At 52.5% G+C, this 21,030-nt stretch carries 13 protein-coding genes; 4 read left to right on the top strand and 9 right to left on the bottom strand.

What is annotated here, in order from left to right; all coding sequences use genetic code 11:
* Nucleotides 1–95 precede the first annotated feature (95 nt).
* Complete coding sequence (locus tag ACI1P2_RS23550; protein WP_355323319.1) at nt 96–1,298, bottom strand: MFS transporter; 1,203 nt, start codon at nt 1,296–1,298, stop codon at nt 96–98.
* Between the two features lie 208 nt (nt 1,299–1,506).
* Here ACI1P2_RS23550 and ACI1P2_RS23545 point away from each other — a divergent pair, with 208 nt between their 5' ends.
* Nucleotides 1,507–2,742 carry an NAD-dependent epimerase/dehydratase family protein gene (locus ACI1P2_RS23545; RefSeq protein WP_355323316.1) on the top strand — a complete coding sequence of 412 codons (1,236 nt, stop codon included), beginning with the start codon at nt 1,507–1,509 and terminating at the stop codon, nt 2,740–2,742.
* Between the two features lie 76 nt (nt 2,743–2,818).
* Here the strand turns inward: ACI1P2_RS23545 and ACI1P2_RS23540 are convergent, their stop codons facing one another.
* From ACI1P2_RS23540 to ACI1P2_RS23510, 7 genes are all read right to left on the bottom strand, one after another.
* The gene (locus ACI1P2_RS23540) at nt 2,819–5,821 is read right to left on the bottom strand and encodes a GAP1-N2 domain-containing protein (protein WP_355323313.1); all 3,003 of its coding nucleotides are present in this window, start codon (nt 5,819–5,821) and stop codon (nt 2,819–2,821) included.
* Nucleotides 5,818–7,083 carry a TRAFAC clade GTPase domain-containing protein gene (locus ACI1P2_RS23535; protein WP_355323311.1) on the bottom strand — a complete coding sequence of 422 codons (1,266 nt, stop codon included), beginning with the start codon at nt 7,081–7,083 and terminating at the stop codon, nt 5,818–5,820. Before ACI1P2_RS23535 ends, ACI1P2_RS23540 begins: the two co-directional genes overlap by 4 nt.
* 13 nt (nt 7,084–7,096) lie before the next feature.
* Nucleotides 7,097–7,735, bottom strand: a complete 639-nt coding sequence (locus tag ACI1P2_RS23530) for a beta-mannanase (RefSeq protein ID WP_355323308.1) — start codon at nt 7,733–7,735, stop codon at nt 7,097–7,099.
* 23 nt (nt 7,736–7,758) lie between these two features.
* On the bottom strand, nt 7,759–9,048 hold the full coding sequence (locus ACI1P2_RS23525) for a vWA domain-containing protein (RefSeq protein WP_355323305.1): 1,290 nt from the start codon (nt 9,046–9,048) through the stop codon (nt 7,759–7,761).
* Nucleotides 9,049–9,089: 41 nt separating this feature from the next.
* Nucleotides 9,090–11,444: a transcription initiation factor TFIID gene (locus ACI1P2_RS23520; protein WP_355323302.1), complete on the bottom strand. Its 2,355-nt coding sequence runs from the start codon at nt 11,442–11,444 to the stop codon at nt 9,090–9,092.
* 3 nt (nt 11,445–11,447) lie between these two features.
* Complete coding sequence (locus tag ACI1P2_RS23515) at nt 11,448–14,837, bottom strand: tubulin-like doman-containing protein (protein ID WP_355323299.1); 3,390 nt, start codon at nt 14,835–14,837, stop codon at nt 11,448–11,450.
* 70 nt (nt 14,838–14,907) lie between these two features.
* Nucleotides 14,908–16,698, bottom strand: a complete 1,791-nt coding sequence (locus tag ACI1P2_RS23510) for a vWA domain-containing protein (RefSeq protein WP_408976322.1) — start codon at nt 16,696–16,698, stop codon at nt 14,908–14,910.
* A gap of 221 nt (nt 16,699–16,919) precedes the next feature.
* On the opposite strand from ACI1P2_RS23510, the gene ACI1P2_RS23505 reads away from it, so the two are divergent.
* Nucleotides 16,920–17,069, top strand: a complete 150-nt coding sequence (locus tag ACI1P2_RS23505; protein ID WP_355323296.1) for a hypothetical protein — start codon at nt 16,920–16,922, stop codon at nt 17,067–17,069.
* On the top strand, nt 17,066–17,995 hold the full coding sequence (locus ACI1P2_RS23500) for a hypothetical protein (protein ID WP_355323293.1): 930 nt from the start codon (nt 17,066–17,068) through the stop codon (nt 17,993–17,995). The genes ACI1P2_RS23505 and ACI1P2_RS23500 overlap by 4 nt, the downstream gene beginning before the upstream one ends.
* 159 nt (nt 17,996–18,154) lie before the next feature.
* Here ACI1P2_RS23500 and ACI1P2_RS23495 read toward each other — a convergent pair whose 3' ends face one another.
* On the bottom strand, nt 18,155–19,309 hold the full coding sequence (locus tag ACI1P2_RS23495; protein WP_408976321.1) for a copper amine oxidase N-terminal domain-containing protein: 1,155 nt from the start codon (nt 19,307–19,309) through the stop codon (nt 18,155–18,157).
* Between the two features lie 285 nt (nt 19,310–19,594).
* Between ACI1P2_RS23495 and ACI1P2_RS23490 the strand changes: the two genes are divergently transcribed.
* Entirely contained in the window at nt 19,595–20,890 is a 1,296-nt protein-coding gene (locus ACI1P2_RS23490) for an Nramp family divalent metal transporter (protein ID WP_355323287.1), read from the top strand.
* Nucleotides 20,891–21,030 lie beyond the last annotated feature (140 nt).

The raw sequence follows: 21,030 nt of genomic DNA, 5'->3' as shown, positions 1-21,030 counted from the left end.
AAATACAAGTTCTTTATCGGCAGTTTCATCGCAAAAATGAATAGCAAACATCTGTGATCCGGAGGATTTTTTTGATTTTTTCAGGTCTTATAAAATTATCGTGGAAAACCGTACCTTCTCGCACTCCATACCGTAATCAATGCAAACACCAGCAGAAGCAGCAGCACCCCTGGAAAAGCCTGCACCCCAACAAGCTCTACCAAAATACCACCCACAATTCCGCCGCCGGCAATAGCCAGGTTCCATACCGTCGTATTGATTGGCATCACGATATCCACCGCCTCTTCCCCGCTTGCTTCGGCAAGCGCAGTCTGCAGCAAAGTGGCTGCTCCGCCGAAGGTAAGCCCCCATAACGCCACTGAGACAAAAACTACCGGAGCGGATGTGCCGCCGACCCACAGCGCAACGGACACAAGTGCGAAGCCTAGCAAACTGAGTACTGCCAACAGGCGGAGCCTGCGGTCAATATACATGCCCACGATCCAGATGGAGATAAGCGCCGCTGCCCCAAAGACCAGCAGGACAAGATCCGTTCGGCCTGCAAGCCCTGAACGCTCAAGAAACGGAGCAATATACGTATACAAAATATTGTGAGCCAGCATCCAGGTTAATACGACGAACAAGATGGGACGTATGCCCGGCAGCATGAACACCCGACTGACCGACAGCCTTTGACCTGTCGGCTGACCCGGATAATCCGGCACCTTCCACAGCACCCACACAAGCAGTATCAGTGTTAAAAGAGACATGAGCCCGAATACCCAGCGCCAGCCGATCAGGTCACCAAGCAGAGTCCCGGCAGGCACCCCGAATGTAAGAGCGATTGGTGTTCCTACCATAGCAACAGCCAAGGCACGCCCTCTTAGAGCATCAGGCACCATGCGCCGTGCGTAGCCCGCAATCATTCCCCACGCAGCCCCGGCGGCCACACCGGCAAAAAATCGCGCGGTTAACGTCAAAGCGTAGCTGGATGATAAAGCGGTAATCGTGTTGAATACCAAAAAGCCGATGATTACGGCGAGTAATAACGGACGCCGACGGATCCCTCCTGTAAACATGGCGAATGGAATGGCCGCCACCAGCGAGCCGAGCGCATACAGCGTTACGAGCTGCCCCGCCATCGCCTTAGTAATCTGCAGCCCTTCTTCAATCTGTGGCAGCAGACCGGCGGGAATGGTTTCTGTAAGAATACAGGTAAAACCGGTCATGGCAAGCGCGAGCAGCGCCAGCCAGGGAAGGCGCTCCGGAATACTTGTGGATTGCACTTTGCCCTCCGGTGATGATGAATATCTTGACACAATATGCTCCTCCTTGGGTTAAATTATTTCTGGAACGATCACTCCACAAATACTAAACTAGCTCTCTTCTCTTGTCAATGACTTCTGGATCAATTAGTATATAATTAATTGAATGGAACGGAAAAATGACTACTGGCAGGAGTTCAACTTCTTTTGACGAAAAGTAATATGGAGTCTTCCATCATAGATGAATAGAGGGTGGGGAATTTTGAACTTTGAAAGTGCAAATTATTTCAAACCCGGCAAAAAAATTATGGTATTAGGCGGTGACGGGTTTTGCGGCTGGCCTACCAGCCTGCATCTTTCCGAATTAGGCCACGGAGTAACGATTATCGATAATTTCTCCAGGCGCAACATTGATAATGAACTTGAGAGCAATTCCCTTACTCCCATTTATCCCATGGGTACAAGACTCCAGGCTTGGGAGGAAATAAGCGGACAGCTTATCGACTTCCACAGAGTAGACATTGCAGTTGAGTATGAAAAGCTGCTGCAGATCGTCAAGGAGAAGAAGCCTGATGTTATCGTTCATTTTGCGGAACAGCGTTCTGCCCCCTACTCCATGAAATCCCCGGCGCACAAGCGCTACACCATCAACAACAATCTGAACGCCACACATAATCTATTAAGCGTCATCGTAGAATCAGGCTTGGATATTCATCTTGTCCATTTGGGTTCTGTCGGGATATATGGATATGGAACGGCCGGAATCAAAATCCCCGAGGGTTATCTGGACGTTGAAGTACAGACCGAATCAGGAGAGCGTTTGAAAAAGCAAATTCTGTACCCGACCAACCCTGAATCCATCTATCATTTGACAAAGTCGCAGGATCAGCTCCTGTTCTTTTATTACAATAAAAACGACCAGGTCAGAATTACCGATCTGCATCAAGGAATTGTATGGGGGACGAATACAAACGAAACGAGGCTGGACGAAAGACTTGTGAACCGGTTTGACTATGACGGGGACTACGGCACCGTTTTGAACCGTTTTTTAATGCAGGCGGCTGTTGGCCACCCGATTACCGTTCATGGAACCGGCGGGCAGACACGAGCTTTTATTCATGTTCAGGATACTGTCCGCTGTATTCAGCTTGCTATCGAGAATCCCCCGCTGCCTGAAGAGAGGGTGATGATTTTTAATCAGGTCACCGAAACGTATCGAATCCGTGAACTTGCAGAGCTAATCAGTAATCTTACGGGTGCTCCCATTCAGTACGTGCCTAATCCCCGCAACGAGCCGGCCGAGAATGAGCTGAACATTTCCAATGATCACCTGCTGTCCAAAGGGCTCAATCCCATCACTCTCGATCACGGTCTCTTGCAGGAAGTAACTATGATCGCCAGAAAATATGGGCACCGTGTGGATCACGCGAGAATTCCGGCAACCAGTACGTGGACCAAAGAGAAGCAGCCCGGTGTTTATGATGCGTTCAGTAAATAAAGGCGGGGGCAGCTTATGGACTTATGAAGTCCTGGGCTGTCCCCGCCTTTTCTTTTTGCGTTCTTAACGAATCCCCCTAATGTTCTCCGGCAGTTCCTTCTTCAGAATCAGCCGCTGGAGTTATCGGATACTCTTCCCCGTCCACTTCAACCGTGCTACCTTCCTGAATGGAGTAATCTTCATTAATCGTAACCAATACCTTGTAAGGATAAGAAGGCCGCTTCGTTACAGCCGGAGCGCCCGTTGTCGACGATCCTGCTGTGCTGCCAGACGGGTTTCCGCTGCCATTTTCAGCTCCGGCAGGTTCGTTATTCCCCTGTGTGCCATTCTCAGACCCAGCAGACTGGGTCCCCCCCTGTACTCCATTCTCAGACCCGGTAGATTGAGTATCCCCCTGTGCATTTGCAGACCCGGTTCCGCTTACTGATAGGGTGCCTTCTCCGTCCCCGGTCGAAGCATCCGACGTCACCGGCTCAAGCGTAAAGTCTTTAAATTCATGCCGCTCTCCCTCAGAGTCCGTGATGTTGATCGACTCGGGCTCAAATGTCTCCTGCCGCACGAAGTCCGTGAAAGCAAACAAAAGCTTTAACCCTTTCACTGTTGAGCCTCCCTCTTCCGCTGGCAATGTCACTTGTACTGCTGGAGTCTCCTGCTGCGGTGAAATCGGCTCTGCTTCCGTAGTTGCGGGGGACAACGTATTATTCGTCTGGGCCGTCTGCAGAGAAGTGCCTTCCGGTTCCTGGCTTAACAGACCGGAGGCGAACACGACCACCACTGCAACCAAAGCGGCCGTAGCAAGCAATACCAGCAGTGCTCTGCCCTTGCGCAGCTTACGCAGCGTTTGCAGCAGCGGCGGATCGGTTGCCCGTTTCGCCTTATTGTAGAATGCCAGGTAAGGGCCTTGCGCCTGCTCGAAATGACGCCGCCACAGCGCTTTCTTGTGCAGGCCCTCCTTTCCTTCCTCCTTGAAGAACGCCATCAGGCTCTTCTGGTAATCCGGATGGAAACCTTTACGCGGGTCGCCCAATTCCTCGCTCCAGCGGATAAAGCGAAAGACAAGTTCAACGTCTCCTGCCCAGCTCCGCACATCCCTCAGCAGAGCGTCGTAATTCAATACCCTGCTTCCTTTCTCCGACAGCTCGCTGTAGGCAGGAAGCAGCCGGGCATAATTTCCGTTTTGCAGTTCGGCCGGTAGCCAGCGCTTGGCCCAGCCCTGCACATGCTCCCGTTCCTGCTCAGAAAGCTCCAAAAGCAACGAAGGCTCCGGCTTCTCCGTTGTGAACCAATCATAGGCCGCCACAAATTCGACAGCCAGCGACTGCAGCCTCGGCGGGAGCTGGGCTACCCATGGTCCAAGATCCGCACGGGTACAGAAGCCCAACTGCTTCAACTGGGCTGGCGTGATCTCCTGCAGCTTGACTTCCGTCAGCAGGAAACATTCCCCCGCTTCGTACAGCTTGTCCAGCATCGCTTCTTCTGCAGGCGTGCCCAACCTTTCATGCATCATGTTCAATACGCTCTGCTGAAAATGCACCGTTGCTTCGTGCCGCTGCGGCATGGAACGCAGCCGGTCCATGACCGCCGCTTCCGCCAGCTTCTGGAACTCCGGACGATTCAGCAGCTCCGGCTGAACCCTGCCCCAATCCCGGAACAGGTCAAGCATATCCTGTACGTCCGCAGCTCTCGCAAGCTTTTCCTGGGCGTAAGGAAGGAACAGCGCGTTCGTCAAGGCGCCTGTGCTGAGCACCTTATGTAAAAATACAGCGCAGAGCGCCGGGCTGCTGTCAATAATTTGGCAGATCCGTGCCGCTAGGTCCGTTCTTTTGGCGGCATGCAGATTATTCAATGAACGGATCAGATACTCGATCAGCTTGTTACCGAGATATGAGGAATCGGCATTGTAGTAATCCTTGAAGCACTTGATCACGTCCGGGTCAGGCAACGCGCCTTGTCTGACGGCGTCAAATTCACGGTCGAACGAGGCCAGAAACAGGTCATTCAGCCTCATCCGCCGCCGCATCGCTTCCGGGCTGGTCAAGTATTCATTCAGCCCCTGCAGTACGGACGCTTTATTCCGTTGATACCACTCGTTCTCGCCCCGCTCCATCCGGTAAAAGACGCTCAGCTCATCGTAGCCCTGCAGGCTGAGCTCCCGCCCAAATTCCATTCCTCTCAGCATCTGATCCGCGAACTTGAAGAAGGCTTCAGGGGATTCTCCGTTTTTTACATGTTCCCACATAAACTCCACAAACGGCCTTTCGCCTTCCTCGGCCTCTGCATTCAAGATGCGTCCCTGAGGAAGGTCAAACACAAATTCCTTCTCCATATTCCGGTCGCCCGGCCGCAAACTACCCTGCGGCACAAACGTCAAATGCATGCCTTTCCTGCTGGCAGGCTCCGCGGCATAGGTCAGAAAACCAAGCTTCTTTCTGAAGTCATATGGCATATAGCCGTATAAAACGAACAGCAGCTTTTTGGCAGCGGTTGACGTATCCCCGGCCGGGACATTCAGCGAGACATATACCTTTTTGCGGCCGGACAGCGACGTCATGACCGCATACAGCAATCTTTTGAAGGTCTGCTCATCGATATTCAGCTCGGTAAGCACGGATGCCGGTGCAACGGCTGGATATATCTTTTCCGCAGGCAGAGTGTCCAGCTCGGGCAGCTCCATTCCTTGTTCGATGTCATACGAGTCCGCAAAGGTCGTATTCAGCCACTGCTTGTAATCTGCCGTCCCCTCCCCGTGACCGGCAGGAATGACAAAATTATGCGTAAAGAATGCGCTTCTTAGTCCCGTAAAATCGGCAGCCTTATAAAGGCTGCGCCCCAGTACGATATCTCCGTTCTCTGTCCGTACGAGATGAACAGCATCCGGATAAGCCTTCTCGTCCTTCTCCCCGCGCGAAGCCAGTTCGGCAGGCGCATCGTACACACATAAGGGATGCAGCACTTTTTTGATCCAGTTGTTCTCCAGCCCCTGCGATTTGGCAATCGTATCGAAGCCTTCAGCGGCCCGGAAAATGCCCTGCCTTTCACGGGTGTACATCTGCTGCTGGATGGGCTTCAAACTGCTCAATGCAATTCTCTCCCCTCAATGTACTTCAGCTTGTACAACAGCCAGATGAAAGGCTCGTCCACCCGGATCGGGCTGACCAGCCCCTGCAGCTTCTGGTTCACCGGATTGCTGCCAAGCGCAGATACGGCAAAATAAGCGGTGTTGGAAAAGTAAACATCCATCGTGCCCTTGAACGGCCTGTCCACCTTCTCGATAAAACGCCGGATTTCACCGTCAATATTGGCAACCTCGGTCAGATCCAGATAATTGCGGTGCTCCATCGGGTTAAAAACATTGCTGTTGCTCTTGATGTAAGTGCCTTCCTCATCGGCAAGCGCCGTCAGCATATCGCTCTTGGTCAGTACCACTGCAGTTGGAATGTCTGTTTTCGTTTTGTCCTGATAGGCGATAAAATCACCAAACAGGGTCAGCACAACATCGCGCGGTTCGTCATATTGGGCCACAAATTCCCTCGGCTGACCGCCCAGATTCAGCTTGATGCGCTCACGAATGGAACGGATCTGCAGCGGATCGACCATGAACAGAATGCCTGCCGAATTTTTGATATGCTGGCCGTGCAGGCCGAGATAGTCCTGATCCACCATGCCTTCACCGGCCACGTCAAAAAAGACCAAGGTCAGCGGCGCCTTCTCCTCATCCTTGAACACAAACTGGAAAATGAAAGGCTCCTGCATCTTCTCCTTTTGCGTGGAGGAGAGCAGATCGCCCCGCTCGAACAGCGGCTCCTCGTACAGGGTGCGGAATTTGCGGCTGATCTCCGCGTTCAGCGGCATGCATGCGGCGCCGAAATGATCGGCGGTATAATGCTGCAGCGTATGAATCAGCGAGGTCATGTAGACCGACTTGCCCGCCTGTGAAGCCCCGATTATGGAAATGATGTTGCTCGGCACCTTGCCCGCCGTTACCGGCAGCTCGTTATGGCAGTGCGGGCACAAACGGCGACGGGTCAGTTCCCCATAACGGTCCGTCAGGCCGATCAGCACATGATCGGAATACATGTGGTGCTCCTCCGGCACATCATGCGGATGAATAACTGCCTCCATCTCGTACACCTGGTCGAGCCCAAACCGCTCCCGGTATTTATTTAGCAGCTCATCCTCGCCAAGCGCAAAATCCTCGTCATCCTCACGGTAATGCGCAGCCCGGAAGACTACATCCTCCGGAGAAAATTTGCTGAAGCAATACGGACAGACGATATCATAGAACAGCGGCCTCGGTTCAGGCTGCGGTTTCTTTTTGAAAAATTGCTGAAAAAAGCCCATACTTCCTCTCCTCTCATTCAGGAATCAGCTCGAACGTGCTCCCATACTTGCGGCCGTCAGTGAAAAAAACACGTACATATTCGCTGGCCCCCACCTCAATGGGTGGCAGCACGTTTCTGCCGGCCGCAAACGGTCTCGTGAATGGATAAACGGTTCCGTCCTCCTTGTCTAGCGGATAACCGCCCTCCTTCTTCACGTAGCAGAGCGCCTCCTGGGGAACCGGAATTTCGGCAGTGACAGTGATCCGGACCGTCTTACGGCGGGTGAACAGGCCTTTCTTGTGATCCACCGTGTAGCGGATCCTGGCTTTGCCTGTACTGATTTCCGCACTGTTGCGGCCGTCGCCCTGCCGAACAAGCACCATCTGCCCGTCTTCTGTCATGCTGGCGTATACCGTATAGCGAAGACGGCCGATGCCTTCAATCCGATCCCGGTAGCTGCCCGCCGCTTTATATTCTTCACGGGTAAACAGCCTCAGCCCCCCTTCCGCCGAAGGAGGAGAGCCTTCCGCCGTCTCCGCGTCCCGCTTTTCAATGTATACCGCCTGCACGCCTTCAGGCCAGCGCCAGCGGAGCACCACCTGGTTGTCAACCAGCCTGCAGGACAGCTCGGATATGGCGGGCATGCCTGGCTGAGCTTCTCTATAGTGCATTGTTTATGCCCCCGTTTCCGTCCTTAAAATCCTTTGCTGCTGCTGTTGCGGCGCTCATGGTCGAACCCTTCCCCGCCTCTGCCCGGACGAGTTGACACTCCGCGGCCGGTGCCGCCGGATGATTTGCCATGATCGCGAATCGGCAGCACAAAGGAAAAGAGGGCGATAATGCCTGCCAGCAGCAGTGCCGCCAGCAACCTGACGATAGGGTCCAGCCAGATGGAGCCATGAAGCCCATTCTCCAGAAGCAGGCCTGCCAGCAGTCCTGCCGGGATGCCGCCAATGGCAAAATTCCTCGCCAAATAACGGTTGTCGAACATGAGTCCGAGAGCAAGCCCGATCAGCGCTCCGATCATGACCAAAGCCACTGTACGGTAGATGGCCAGGTAGGTGCTGTCCGCGTACATGCCGGTACGCTCCGTTAGCAATGTCCGGTCTCCAAGACTGTTGTAAATCTCACCGAATACGAGCGAAAGCTGGCCTGCATCCGTTACATCATAGTAGGTGCCGCCGGTCATCTGCGCAATCGTCCGCAGCAGCCCGACCCCGCCGGCATCTGTCATGCTGAGGCCCACGGTATTGACTGCGATATTCCGCTCCATATAAGGTGCAAGAGCGTTGCCCGTATTCAGCTCGCTGTAGCCATCGGATAGCAGAATGACCATGGCGCCATTGTCGTTTTCCCCCTGGGCTTCGATCTGGCGCAGCGTTTCACTCAAGGCCAGATCGATATTAGTCCCCGAATCCGTGTTTGGAATCTGATCCAGCTTGTTATAGACGGCCTGCTTTTCGGTATCCGTCCCGACCGGTGTGAACGGCTGCAGCACCTGCGGCTCGTCGCCGAACAGGATGATTGACACCCGTTTGTCCTTGTCCATTTGGCCGATCATGTTTTTGGCCGCGGCAATCCGATCATTGTTTGGATCGTTTTGTGCCATGCTGCCAGAGTTGTCGATGACCAGCACCAGATCGTTCACCTTTTTGGCTCCCGCAGGATTGATTTGATACCCTAATTCCAGTAGTGATCCTGCCGCAAAAAGCAGAACGAGCGTGGCAGGCACCAGCAATTTCCACGACAGCCCCGCATAACGCTGCTTCCAGGACATCCCGTTCAGCTTAGGACTGATCAGCTCGGCGATCAGACAGAACAAACCGATACAAAATGCCATGATTCCGAAATAGACACCGATGACCAGCCAATGCGGCCACTCGTCAAGAAAACGCAGCAGAAGGATTTCACCGATCAGAAACCCTGCCGCTCCCCCGATCAGACTGAACAGCAGCAAAAGAAGATTTATTTTTCTCTGCATCATACCCCTAACCCCTTTTCAATTAGATCAAGCTTCGTATTTGCTCAGCGTAATTCAGGCAGCAGCTCCGCGGTGATCCCGTGCAGCTCGTATCCATTCGCGGAGTACGTCTCGTAATACGTCTTTCCGTTCCTGTACACCATCAAATCCTCCATATGAAAACCGCCCATCAACTGCAGCTTCTCCACTCCGCTGCTGCGCTTTTCATGCACGAAGCCTGTCTTGTAGAGGCGGGATGAGTCATCCGCACCCAGGGCGTAAGGCAGAAATTCACCTTCATAATCACCGAAAAAATACCTTTCTTCGTATCTGTGCTCATGCGTGTAGTCAAGCAGCCTCACACTGATCACCGCATTCTCTTCAAGCGTACGGTATAAGCGTTTAAACAGCTCATCCTGAGGCACAATTTGACGATTCTCGTAATCCGAGACGACGTTGGCGCGCCGCAGCAGCTCTTCCTCGAACGTCTGTTTGAAAGGCTCCGCGCTCAGGATCAGGCTGCGACAGGTCAGGATAAGTCTGTCCACCAGCCCATCCGGTCCTCTGCCCAGCAGCTCCGCGGACGAACCCATAAACCGCTCCTCGAAAAACACCTGCTTGCCCCGCTTATTCTCGATCTCTGTCATGATCTCTGCAGTCACATGTTCATAATACTCGAACAGATTCTGGCCGGTATATTGATCTGCCAGCCGGATGCTGTCCTCAGCAGCCGTCCGCAGCTCCACCTTCACCTGCTCCAGCTGTGCGGCCAGCGCTTTCGTCTGCCTGTGCAGCCGCTCCAGCGCAGCCTCGCAGCGGCGGAGGGCTTCCAGCTCTGTATGAAGCCGCAGCATATGCAGCTTGTGGCTGTAGACTGTCTCCGTTAAATAACGGATCAGGTTCCGCGTATTATGCTTATCCATCAGCGGCAACCGCTGAAAAGGCTGATCCTCGACGGAGGCCGCATACAGAGCTTCCAGCTCCGCACTGCTGACGGCGAGGTCATTCGCCGTATCGCGGACCAGATTCCTCACCGCGCCGAGCACACTGCCCGCAGCCTGCTCATCCGTCCATTCCAGCAGCTCGTAAATGCCCGCCTCCGCGCCTGCCGCGGAAAGAGACGTACGGCTGCGCAGCCACTCCTCCGCATCGGAAGCATGGAGCCGTGCGGCTGCGGCCTCCTCAAAATTTTGCCTGAAGAACATGCGGCAGCCCTCGCCAAACAGCGCTTCCTCCGCCTCCTGCAGCGTCATTCTCTTCAGAGCACCGTACCCGATGCCGGAAGTCATCAGGCCCGTCATATCCCTGATCGCCGACGGCTCCGGCACCAGGCTGTCGAGCAGCTCCTCCCGGTCCGGGGCATCAAGGCCGAAATACGCCAGCTTGTCGCGGATGCTCCAGTCCCGGCCGCTCTTCATGCGCTCCAGCAGCAGCATGTAGAAATGATACAAAACCGTCAGAGCAATGGATTCATTGGGCCTCTTCACCCGCGAAAAGCCTGCCGACACATATCCGGCCCGGCCTGAGGCGGTCATGATATTGTTCTTGAACGATGTATTGTTATACCCGCCATCCTGCGGTCTGTACTCCTCCGCTGTCCTGCTGCGGTTCTTGAGCAGCTGGATGTGGCAAATCATTTCGCAATTCTGGCGCAGCTCATCGGGAACGATCATGCCGCGTTCGTTTTTGTCCGCAAGCAGGTAGACCAGATCGAACAGCGGAGCCGAAGCATGCTGCACCTGAATCGCGAGCCGCTCCTCCGTCAAGTGCAGGGGAGCGGAGAACGTAAACCCGGGACTCTGCATCCATTCCAGCTCACGCAGGAACGCCACATTGACGGCGCTGCTGTAACCGAACTGCTCTTCAGGGCTTTCCTTCACCAGGGCGTATAAATCCGTCTGCACTGACTTGAAGGATTGGCCCAGAATATAATCCGCCAGCAGCGTGACTTCGGCAACTACGGTGTTCAGCGGATCATCGGCACAGGTGATGACGGACAGGTGCACCCGTTCAAAGGAAGAATAAAGCTTCCCGTATTCCGCCAGCTGACGGGCGGCCTGCCGCAGCACGGCATTCAGCCGTATAAGCTGTTCCTCATTGCTGTAAAAGGCACGGTACAATCCGCTTCTCACCGACTTGTCATCCAGCCCGTCAAGCGGCGGAATCACATGTCCGAGTACCCCGTCGGTGGAATGCAGCGCATCAGTCTGCGCAGCAACATGGATGTAGGCAACCCCGGCACTGTTATCCCATTTGCGACTGTTAATTTCCATCACCGTTTTCAGGGCCGGGCCGCAGCGGTCCCCGACAAAGAGAAACACAGCGGGGTAATGGATACTGCTGCGCCCATCCCCACTGCCGATAAACTGCTCTTCCGCACGGGCATAAGCCTCGGCAAACTGGTTCAGCTTCTCCCTCATGGCCTACTTCAGCCTTCTGCGGATATCGTTCAGCTTGCCCGCCATTTCTTTATAGAAGGCGTACAGCTCCTCGCCGTTCGCGAGTTCTACCCGCTCATACTGCAGCTGGTCGCGCCCTTCTGTAAATGCAGCAGCCAATTCGTCGAGCTTTGCCAAGAGAGGCGTTATATCCTCCGAGGAAGTCATATCGGCATCACGGCGTGATGCTTTGCGCAGCAGCACGGCACGGTGTTTTTCATCCAGTGCGCGGAAATTGCTGAACACCTCATACTCCACATAGCTGCGGCTTTTCAGCACATTGGCAAACGGCTCCCAGGCATCCTCCTCCGGATCGCGGTCATACACATACAGCGCTCCTTTTTTGGTGATGGTGCCCGTATACAGCGCTTCGATGAACTGGTCCAGCCACTTCTCCTCGTCCTGGAATTTGTCCAGCACTGCGCCCAGTTCCACTGCTTTCGCCTGAATGCTTTCGCGCTTCGCCAATTCGTCGCGCACAACACGCGACAGCTCAGGGGAACGAATCAGATTCTCCTGTGCCAGCTCTTCATTGATGCTGCCAAAGATATCCTTCACGTATTCGGTCTCCAGCCCCTCGGACAGCAGCCTTTTTAGAGAATCAAACGCACGTTTCACTTCGCCAAGATTCGGCTTCGCTTCCTGAAGGCGCATATCGTAAGGGGCAAGCATGGCGTTCAGGTCCAGCGGGCGTGTCTTCGCTACTTCATAGCGGCTGCTTGTGTTCTTGTCATCCCCTTTCAAACGGATGATACCTGCCGCGGTTGCACGGGCAAACTCCTCCCGCACGCGCGCATTGTACTGCTGAACACGCGGGTTGACGTAAATGTCCCCCCACGATTTTTCCGGAATCGGCGACGGCAGGAATGTCCAGTTGTTCTGTGCCGTCTGCACGAGATGGCGTCCGATGCCCTCGCGGTCGAGAATCGTTTTTTCGTAGCTTTCTTCATACACCTTAAGCGGAGTGTACACAAACAGTGGCACCCCGTTGCGTGTATTCAGCCAGAAGATGCGGTTTTTGACCTCGCTCTCCTTGATCGTAAAATGGGACTTGCCGACCGCGTTATTCTGATAATTGCGGATGCCCTTCAGGATGCCCGGCGCCTGCACCGGCACGGACACAAAACCCCAGGAAGGGAAGTACAGATTGCCGGAGCTGTTGCTCAGATGGAAGACCGGAACGGCATCTTCATCAAGACGGCTGGCGATATGGCGCTCCACAAACTTCTCCACCGCTTCGTCCTGGCCGTATTTCATCATCAGGAAGTCTTCCATGGAACGGGTGATGAGGTCGCCGAATTTTTCGGTCAAAAAGTCGGAGATGGAGCTGACAATATCGATTTCCTGCTCCTTGACCCACTGATTGGAGTGTGTAAGAAGCTCCTGGGTGAAATCGCGGATCAGGTCGTCCCCGTCGCGTTTTTCCATCATATTGGATACTACCGCCGCGATATCCGGCACGCTGACCAAATTCCAGTAGTAGGTTTTATTGCCCTTATGGTCGGACTGCTCCTCTCCATTAATGAGGATGTCGCCGTTCTTGGAGAAGATCCCGCTCAGAGCATTCAGAATCTCGGAATAAACATTATAAATGCGGCTGTTCTCCTGGTTCAGCAGATCGTACAAATCCTCGTAAAATTCGATCAGTTGCTCCGTGCGCTCCACATCGGCGCGCAGCCAATATTCATTGATTTTGGCTTCAATATAAGCGTTTTTCTTCTTGTCCTTGGAGACAAAGGCGCTTTTCGCGTCGCCCATTTTGTCTTCAGCCTGCTCACGCGCGGCCTCAATATCACGCGGAATCCGGTGCAGGCTCTCACGCAACGTCTCGATGTAAGACAGCAGCATTTTCAGCAGGCAGAAGCCTTTCTCGGTATAAATAAGCCGCGACACATAAAACGGCCCTTGCTCCGGATGCAGGAACATACGCCGGATTTGATCCGTGAACTGGCCGACAATTTCGCCGGGCAGCTGCTTCTTCGCCTTGATGTATTCCTCGCGGGCGCGGGTCAGGAAGGTTTGCTCCAGCTCGGTGTCCATGTTGACGACCTGCATTTTGATCACATTGCTATAGCTGAGCCGCTCGCTGTTCTCATAGCCCGGAAGCGGCTCGGGAACACGGGACTCGAAGTTTTTGATCATGCTGTCGAGATCCACGCCCAGCTTGCGCGCAAATTTCTCCACTTCCTCCTGGCCGGGAGCCTTCTCGAACATTTTCTCCATCTTGCCGAACAGACGGTAAGCGAGATATGTCGTCATTTCCTCCACCGGCAGGACAGCGGACGAAGCGCCGATGATGTTGTATTCATAGTTGGCAGGATACGCCCGGTTCATCTGCGCGATGTTGGTGCGGATATTGCTGATATAGTCATGGATGGCGAACTCCTCGCCGGACTGCTTTTCCTCGCTGGCCATAAAGTTCGTAATATTTTCCGCCGTCACGTTCATGCAGTAATCATAGGCGTTCTCCAACAGCTTGCCTTCCGTATTTGTGGCCGAGATCAGGTGACAGAGATTAAACGGCGGCAACGGCGAGTTTACTGTCAAAATATTTCCGTACTGCTGCCTGAACCGTTCGCTGCGGCTGTCCACGTTCATCCAGTAGTCCAGCTCTTTCAGTGCGGCGTACCCGTTCTTCTTGATATACTCGCGGGTATGCTCGCTCAGGCTCTTGTTCGCCAGATTGACGTCAGGTGTAAACAGATAACCGAGAATATTCACCCGGTCGATGCCCGCGGAGCCGTGATCCCGTTCGATAATGCCTCTTACGATGTATGAAATATCCAGGAACGAGCCGCTGCCCGTCCCCCCGGACAGGCCGGAAAGCAGAAACACCATCAGCTTTTTGTTCGTGCCAACGGACAGTGTTTTAATCTTCTTGTCAATGCTCTGCACGACCTGGTTGATCTTGGTGAACAGCAGCAGCCGTCCGGCCTGGCGCACACCGGCAGCGCCGTTCATGCCGTCGGTAATGCTCAGCTCCGGCGACAGCCACTCCGTTATGTACGGCTCGAGAATGCTGCGGTTTTGCAGCAGACCGCCGATCTCCGCATTGGACAGCAGCACGAACTCGTTAATCGGATCGAGGCCGATGCCCTTGTACTTTTTGTTCCGGTCCTGCTCATTGGTTTCAAAAGCGAGAAATTCGACATTGTCCGGCTTGTCGGACTTTTTCTTGGATACCGGATCTTCCGGCAGCTTAAAGCGGCGGTTGATCTGGTATTTCAGGCGCAGCAGGGCATCAATGCCCGTGCCGCCCAGACCGATGATCAAAATCGGATTGTCGATCGTGTCCACCCTGATCTTCTCGCTGACGATACCGCCGCCGAGCGATACGTCCAGCTGCTGGATATGCTCTCTAACTACTGGTTTCATCCTTCTACCCCCTGAACATATTTATGGAATAAATTGCTTGGATAAATTTTTTTTAATAAAGATGGATTTATCAGCTGTTGACTGACAAATACTCAAGCAAAATCGTTTTGCCTGCGCTGCCGAGGGGAATCGTCAGTCTGTCACCGTTCTTCAGCTCGACTCCGCGCGCTGCATCAATGGCTCTGCCGGATTTCTCCACCGTCAGATCGCCCGTGCTGCGTACCGTCAGACGGTCGCCGCTGCCTGGAGTAAACACAATTTTCTCCGTCCCGGTGAATTCGGGAGCCAGCTGCAGCAGCTGATGCAGATTGAATTTGCCGCGGAAGCCGTTCAGCTTCCTGTACTGCGGATACGATTTCTCGCCCGTATTTTCATCCCTTACCTCCACGACCATTTGTCCCACAAAACCCCTGGTCGCTTTCTTGAAATACTTCCAGATGAAAAAGGCCGCAGCTAACAGGATAAGAACAATAACCCCCATCAGGACCGCCGGAAGCCACAACCCAGCCCTGCTGTTACCCGCTCCGGCCGATGCAGACGAGCTGCCTGATGCTGCCGCCCCCGCCCGGATGTTCACCGGATCGGTTTCGCGGAAGAAGCTTGCGTCCTCTGCCCTTACCTTTAATTCATAATTGTGGTCCTCCGGAATTTTGAAGGTGCCGCTGAAGGAGCCATTCTGATTGTCCAGCTCCATTTTGTCCGTCTTGCCAGTGTCCAGATCCGTAATGTTCAGCACCGCATTCATGCCTTCATAGAGCGAGCTGTCCTGCAACTGCTGCCCTCCGCTTGTCAGGTAGGCATTGATGTTGATGCTGTCGCCCTTCCCGTAGTCCTGATCGGGAATCTGGTTCATGGAAAGGCCCAGATCGTAGTTGAATACCAGATTAATATCGATCTTATCCTGGCTGACACCCTTAACCTGCAGCTTCCAATCCCCGGCCTGCGGCTTCAGCATCTTGATGAGCGAGTAGCTTTTGGACTTCGAGAGCAAAATATCATTTGCAGGAATTTGTCTTGTCTTGCCCTCGGGATCTACAAGCCGCGCATCGACAGGCTTCGAGGACATGATGGAAATATTGGCTTCCAGCACATTTTCATTCGGCACGTTCACGGTTACGTCCTGGTACTGTCCGTTCCCGGTCATGGACTGCAGGGGAACGACATTCAGATCCAGATTGCTGGCGAAAATCTCGCTCAATATTCCGGGCAAATCGTCCGCATTGCTGGTGATGAAGGACTTGCCGCCCGTCTCTTTGGCGATGCTCGCCAGCGACTCCTTGTTGAGCTTGCCGTCGGCGTTCAGGCCGATCGTATAGATTGGGACGCCGCTCTTCTTCGCCTCTGCAACCGCCTGCTGCATATCCTGCTGTGAATCCGCTTCGGTGCGTCCTGTGCTTTCATTCAAATCGTTGTTACCGTCAGCCAGCATCACAATCATGGGAGCATGCCCGGCTTCCGCCCCGTCCTGCAGCAGATTTACCGCTTCTTTGATCCCGACGGAGGTATCCGTATATGCGCCGCGGTTCAAGCCGTCAATAAATTCCTTCAGCCCGGCCTTGTCTTCCTGGGATTTTACGGTCAGCAAAGCCTTCTCCCGCTGGATGACGTCCGTATAGGCTACAATTCCTACCTTATTGTCCTGTTGGGACAGCATGTCTATGAACATTTTCATGGCTTCATTGCCGATTTTGTCGGGATCGCTCGTATTCATGGAATTGCTGACATCAACCACGAGCACCGCATCCACCTGTGAAGCGGAGCTTGCCGCGTCAGCCTTCAAAGGCAGCACTCCTGCCACAGCCGCTGCGAGCATCAGCAGCGACAATATTCTGCATGTTATATGCCTGAATCGACTTCTCATCTCTGTACCCCTTTACCCATAGTTCTATAGTTGTACTATGCTTCTCTTAAATTTTGATGAAATGAAGATGAAAATTAGCTGAAAAGTACCCTCCCTCTGTCGGACAGCCTTCTGTAAACAGCCGACATTTTACCATTAAACAGCAGCAATGATATAATTATAGCGCAATCAATGCTGCAAATTATGAAAAAACTGACACCATTTCATGGAAAGGAATGCATATGATCTCTTACGGATGTCTTGCCGTTTTGTTTCTTTTTGTCATGATCAAGCTGCTAAACTACTATTTTCATAGAAAAAAGGCGCCTTCGCTCGAACAAATCGACACCGAGCTGCTGGCCGCTTTGAACCGCAGGAGTGAGCACTCATGAAGACCCAGAAGCAGCCTGTCCGCTTCCGTCCGTTCGTCAGAACACGTTACGCCTTTCAAAAGCTGCGGATTTGCAAACACTGCGGCAGCTTCACCGCTTTATGGGAGGATCAATGCTCCTCCTGCGAAAGAAGCACGCTCATCCCCGTACAGGAGATGGCTAACCGCAAAACCTCCCGCTATTTCGGCAAAGATCTGTTCATCGGCATGGTGATCGCAGGAGCGGCCATTTATTTCAGCACCTCTACAGAGCAGACGCTGCTCGTAGCAGCAGGCTCTCTGGCGCTGCTGTTACTTCTCTGGGCAGTGCAGCGCGGGATCAAGCCTTTCGAGCAGAGACGGCAGCTGCGGCGGCTCTTCAAATACCATTTCGAGGATCTTGAAGAATGCTTGACCCGCAACCGGGCCGAAGCGGTTGCCCGCAGGCAGACAGATGAGCTGCTCTGCTACGAAATGCTGCGCGAGGTCGGCGTATTGCTCAGGGATGACCGGATGAAGCTGCAGCAGATCGCGCTGCTGCAATCCTTTGTGTTGCGGCGTGATATGGATCTGATCCTGGATGCCCTGCTGCTGAAGAGCTTTGAGCCGCTGCTAGCCGAATATATTGGCGAGATCGCCAAAATCAAGCGCGAGCTGATCAAGGAGAAAACGCTCCGCTACGTCACCTTCTACGAGAACCGGATTTTGGACATGTCCGGCGGTGAGCAGATCCTGATCTCCGTCGCCAGTGCAGCCGTACGCTTGAAGAAATATGTAGTGGGACATGCCAATTTTATTTACAGATATGCCCGCAAGTTGCCTGAAGATCGCTTTCTGCGGCTGCACAAGATGGTTACGGCCAACCCGTACGAGCCATTTGGCGATCTTGCCGATGAAGTAAAGGACATTTACCGTCTGCGTTATGAGCACAGGAACGGAATTTCCTGAACGAAGACCCGCATCGAAGGCCTGCGGCCTTCTAACTCTAGACGCAGCGGGAAAAGGTTTCCCCTGCAAATAAAATTAAATTTTTTTCAAAAAATCAGAACGAAAAAACCGTTACGAGCTGCCTTATGTGCAAGTAACGGTTTTTATCTTGAATAAACACTATCCTGCTTCACCATCGGTATGGATTTCAACAGTCCGGGTTGCTGCGTTCCAGCTGATCTGCAAGCCGAACGCCTCAGCTGCTGCTCTAAGTGGAACATAGGTAGTATTTTTTATATTTATAGGTTTTGCATCCGATGGGTTGCCGTCTATCCATAGAGTAGTTTGTCCATCCGCTCTCTTCGCCACTGCGGCTGAACTTGTGCGAATAAGAACACTTCTGGTTGCCCCGTCCCATTGCAGTTCCTGCCCAACCAGCTCTGCAACAGCTCTGACCGGCAGATAGGTCGTATTATTGCGGATCAGCGGCTGGGCATCAGGCTTCGTCAGCACAGATCCATCAAGGGTAATTAATAAAGGACGCTCGGAAGAAACAGTAATCATGCTGCCAGGCCACGAGCCTCCTAGATTAACCGTCAACTCCCCTGCACCGGATAGGACAGGCTTGATCGTTCCATCCACCGCCTTACCGTAGGCAGGAAGCATAAATTCAAAGTTATAGCGCCCGAAGCGCAACTCATCCTGATGGATTAATAAGGACGTCCGGCTTGGATAGTATAAGCCATCTGTAGATTCCAGGGATGAAAATCCACCTCCAGCTGGCGACCAGAAAACATACACCTGTCCGTATTCAGCCCATCCATCCGCTCCTCTTACATGAACCTTCTCACCAATTTTTATGTTTTCCGGACCAATGAACATGCTCTCTCCGGTGACAAGAAGACTTTGCAGCAGGTCGTGAATCTCCTGATTTTCAAGGGTTTTGTACACTCCCCCGTAAACCATGCCGACACTCTTTTCACCCTCCGGATAAAGTCCCACCGATTGACCGTTCGTCAATTCCACCAGCATATCTGTTTCGAAAAAGGATTCAAAGGGATCCAATTCCTCTTTTACTTCTGTCTTGCCTTTGCTCCACACGGTACTCATGATCCGGCTAACTTTAGCCAATTTTTCACGGTCCTCCGGTCTTGCCGCAAACAATGGCTGGTACGTGAGATCCGCATGGCTTGCACTCGTTCTCAGCAGATTGACGGTTTGGAATATGCTCGTATCCGCGGCAGCCGCCTGTGCATAAGCTTCATCCACGGACAATAATGGAGAAATCAAACCAGTTAACAATATTGCAGCCATCAAAATTTGCCTTTTTATCATAATTCCCCTCTTCCTTTCATTTAACATGCCAATAAGACTGCTCTTCACAAAGCTTTAGACGATGTGATATGGAAAAAGTTACTTAAAACGAATGACTGATCAGGAGAAATGTTTTAAAAATAAAATAGGTATTGCCTAAAGGTGGATTAAGGAATATAATTTGCACAGAGGAAAAATTATTTGAGCGGCGCATTTTTTTAAAGTGAAATTTGCCCTAAGGAAACATCTATGCTTAAGGTAAAAATAATTAAAATCAGATTCTGATCTTCAAAGGTGGGATAAACTATGAGTGAGAATGCCGCTGTACAACAGCAGTCTTCTGCCAATCATGCAACTGTTCAATCTGCACATGCTGCTTTAAGCGGCAAAACTCAGGGATTTAAAAGATTACTGCCGTTCCTCGGACCTGCCTTTATTGCGGCCATTGCATACATTGATCCGGGAAACTTCGCAACCAATATCGCCGGCGGTTCAAAATACGGTTATTTGCTCTTGTGGGTCGTGCTGCTTTCCAATTTGATGGCGATTTTAATTCAATCCATGTCGGCCAAATTAGGGATTGCAACCGGAAAAAATCTGCCTGAGGTCGCTAGTGAACGGTTTTCGAAGCCAGTTTCATTTGGACTCTGGATCCAGGCTGAGCTGGTCGTTATGGCTACAGACCTTGCAGAGTTTATCGGTGCGTCTCTGGGCTTATACTTACTGTTCGGCATTCCCATGCTTCCTGCAGCATTAATTGCTGCTGTTGGCTCCTTTGCCATCCTTGAGCTGCAGCGGCGGGGATTCCGTTCGCTTGAAGCAGGCATCACCGGCATGCTGTTCATTGTTGTGCTGGGCTTCGTTGCCCAAATCTTTTTTGCCAAACCGGAAATTGCTCCAGTCCTGCATGGTTTGTTCGTTCCTCAATTTCAGGGGGTGGACAGCATCCTGCTTGCAGCAGGTATTCTTGGTGCAACTGTAATGCCACACGCGATCTATCTGCACTCCGCGCTGACTCAGCGCAGAATCGTGGGCAAAACGGAAGCGGACCGGCGTAAAATTTTCCGTTTTGAATTTATTGATATCCTGATCGCCATGTTTATTGCGGGAGCCATTAATGCCAGCATGCTCATTGTGTCTGCCGCATTGTTCTTCAAAAATGGGTTAAACGTCGAGGATCTTGATGTTGCATTCCAAGGGTTCAATCATTTGGTGGGACCTGTATCAGCAATACTTTTCGGGGTAAGTTTGCTGATTTCCGGTTTATCCAGTTCATCGGTAGGTACCATGTCAGGTGATATTATTATGCAGGGGTTTATTAAAAGACGTATTCCTCTGTACCTGAGACGCTTCATTACGATGATCCCGCCGCTGGTCATCATTGCGTTTGGCATCAACCCAACCTATGCACTGGTTATGAGCCAGGTTGTACTGTCATTCGGGATTGCATTCGCACTAATTCCTTTGATTATGTTTACAAGCAATCGTCAATTGATGGGCAGTCTGGTGAACCGGCGCATCACAACCATTATTGGCTGGTGCGTGGCCGTATTGATCATCGCGTTGAACTTGTTTCTGCTGTATCAGACGTTTTTCGGTTAATTTCGCATTTCGTGAGAATGAGACACTCCACGAACGAACCATTTCTCGAAACGCTGCTGACCTCAAATTTCTGATCATTAATTTTGATAAGGTTGAGAACGGGATTCAATTTCCCCCTGTTCTCAACCTTTTTGTCCTTC

This window comes from Paenibacillus jiangxiensis, from assembly GCF_046098255.1.
GTDB lineage: Bacteria > Bacillota > Bacilli > Paenibacillales > Paenibacillaceae > Paenibacillus > Paenibacillus jiagnxiensis.
This window is presented reverse-complemented; position numbering and strand designations above follow the sequence as displayed.

Excerpts from the sequence above, each read along its gene's own strand:
- ACI1P2_RS23505 (WP_355323296.1), top strand. The coding sequence starts at position 16,920 with ATGATCTCTTACGGATGTCTTGCCGTTTTGTTTCTTTTTGTCATGATC.
- ACI1P2_RS23490 (WP_355323287.1), top strand. The coding sequence starts at position 19,595 with ATGAGTGAGAATGCCGCTGTACAACAGCAGTCTTCTGCCAATCATGCA.
- ACI1P2_RS23525 (WP_355323305.1), bottom strand. The coding sequence starts at position 9,048 with ATGATGCAGAGAAAAATAAATCTTCTTTTGCTGCTGTTCAGTCTGATC.
- ACI1P2_RS23495 (WP_408976321.1), bottom strand. The coding sequence starts at position 19,309 with ATGATAAAAAGGCAAATTTTGATGGCTGCAATATTGTTAACTGGTTTG.
- ACI1P2_RS23535 (WP_355323311.1), bottom strand. The coding sequence starts at position 7,083 with ATGGGCTTTTTTCAGCAATTTTTCAAAAAGAAACCGCAGCCTGAACCG.
- ACI1P2_RS23515 (WP_355323299.1), bottom strand. The coding sequence starts at position 14,837 with ATGAAACCAGTAGTTAGAGAGCATATCCAGCAGCTGGACGTATCGCTC.
- ACI1P2_RS23510 (WP_408976322.1), bottom strand. The coding sequence starts at position 16,698 with ATGAGAAGTCGATTCAGGCATATAACATGCAGAATATTGTCGCTGCTG.
- ACI1P2_RS23530 (WP_355323308.1), bottom strand. The coding sequence starts at position 7,735 with ATGCACTATAGAGAAGCTCAGCCAGGCATGCCCGCCATATCCGAGCTG.
- ACI1P2_RS23520 (WP_355323302.1), bottom strand. The coding sequence starts at position 11,444 with ATGAGGGAGAAGCTGAACCAGTTTGCCGAGGCTTATGCCCGTGCGGAA.
- ACI1P2_RS23500 (WP_355323293.1), top strand. The coding sequence starts at position 17,066 with ATGAAGACCCAGAAGCAGCCTGTCCGCTTCCGTCCGTTCGTCAGAACA.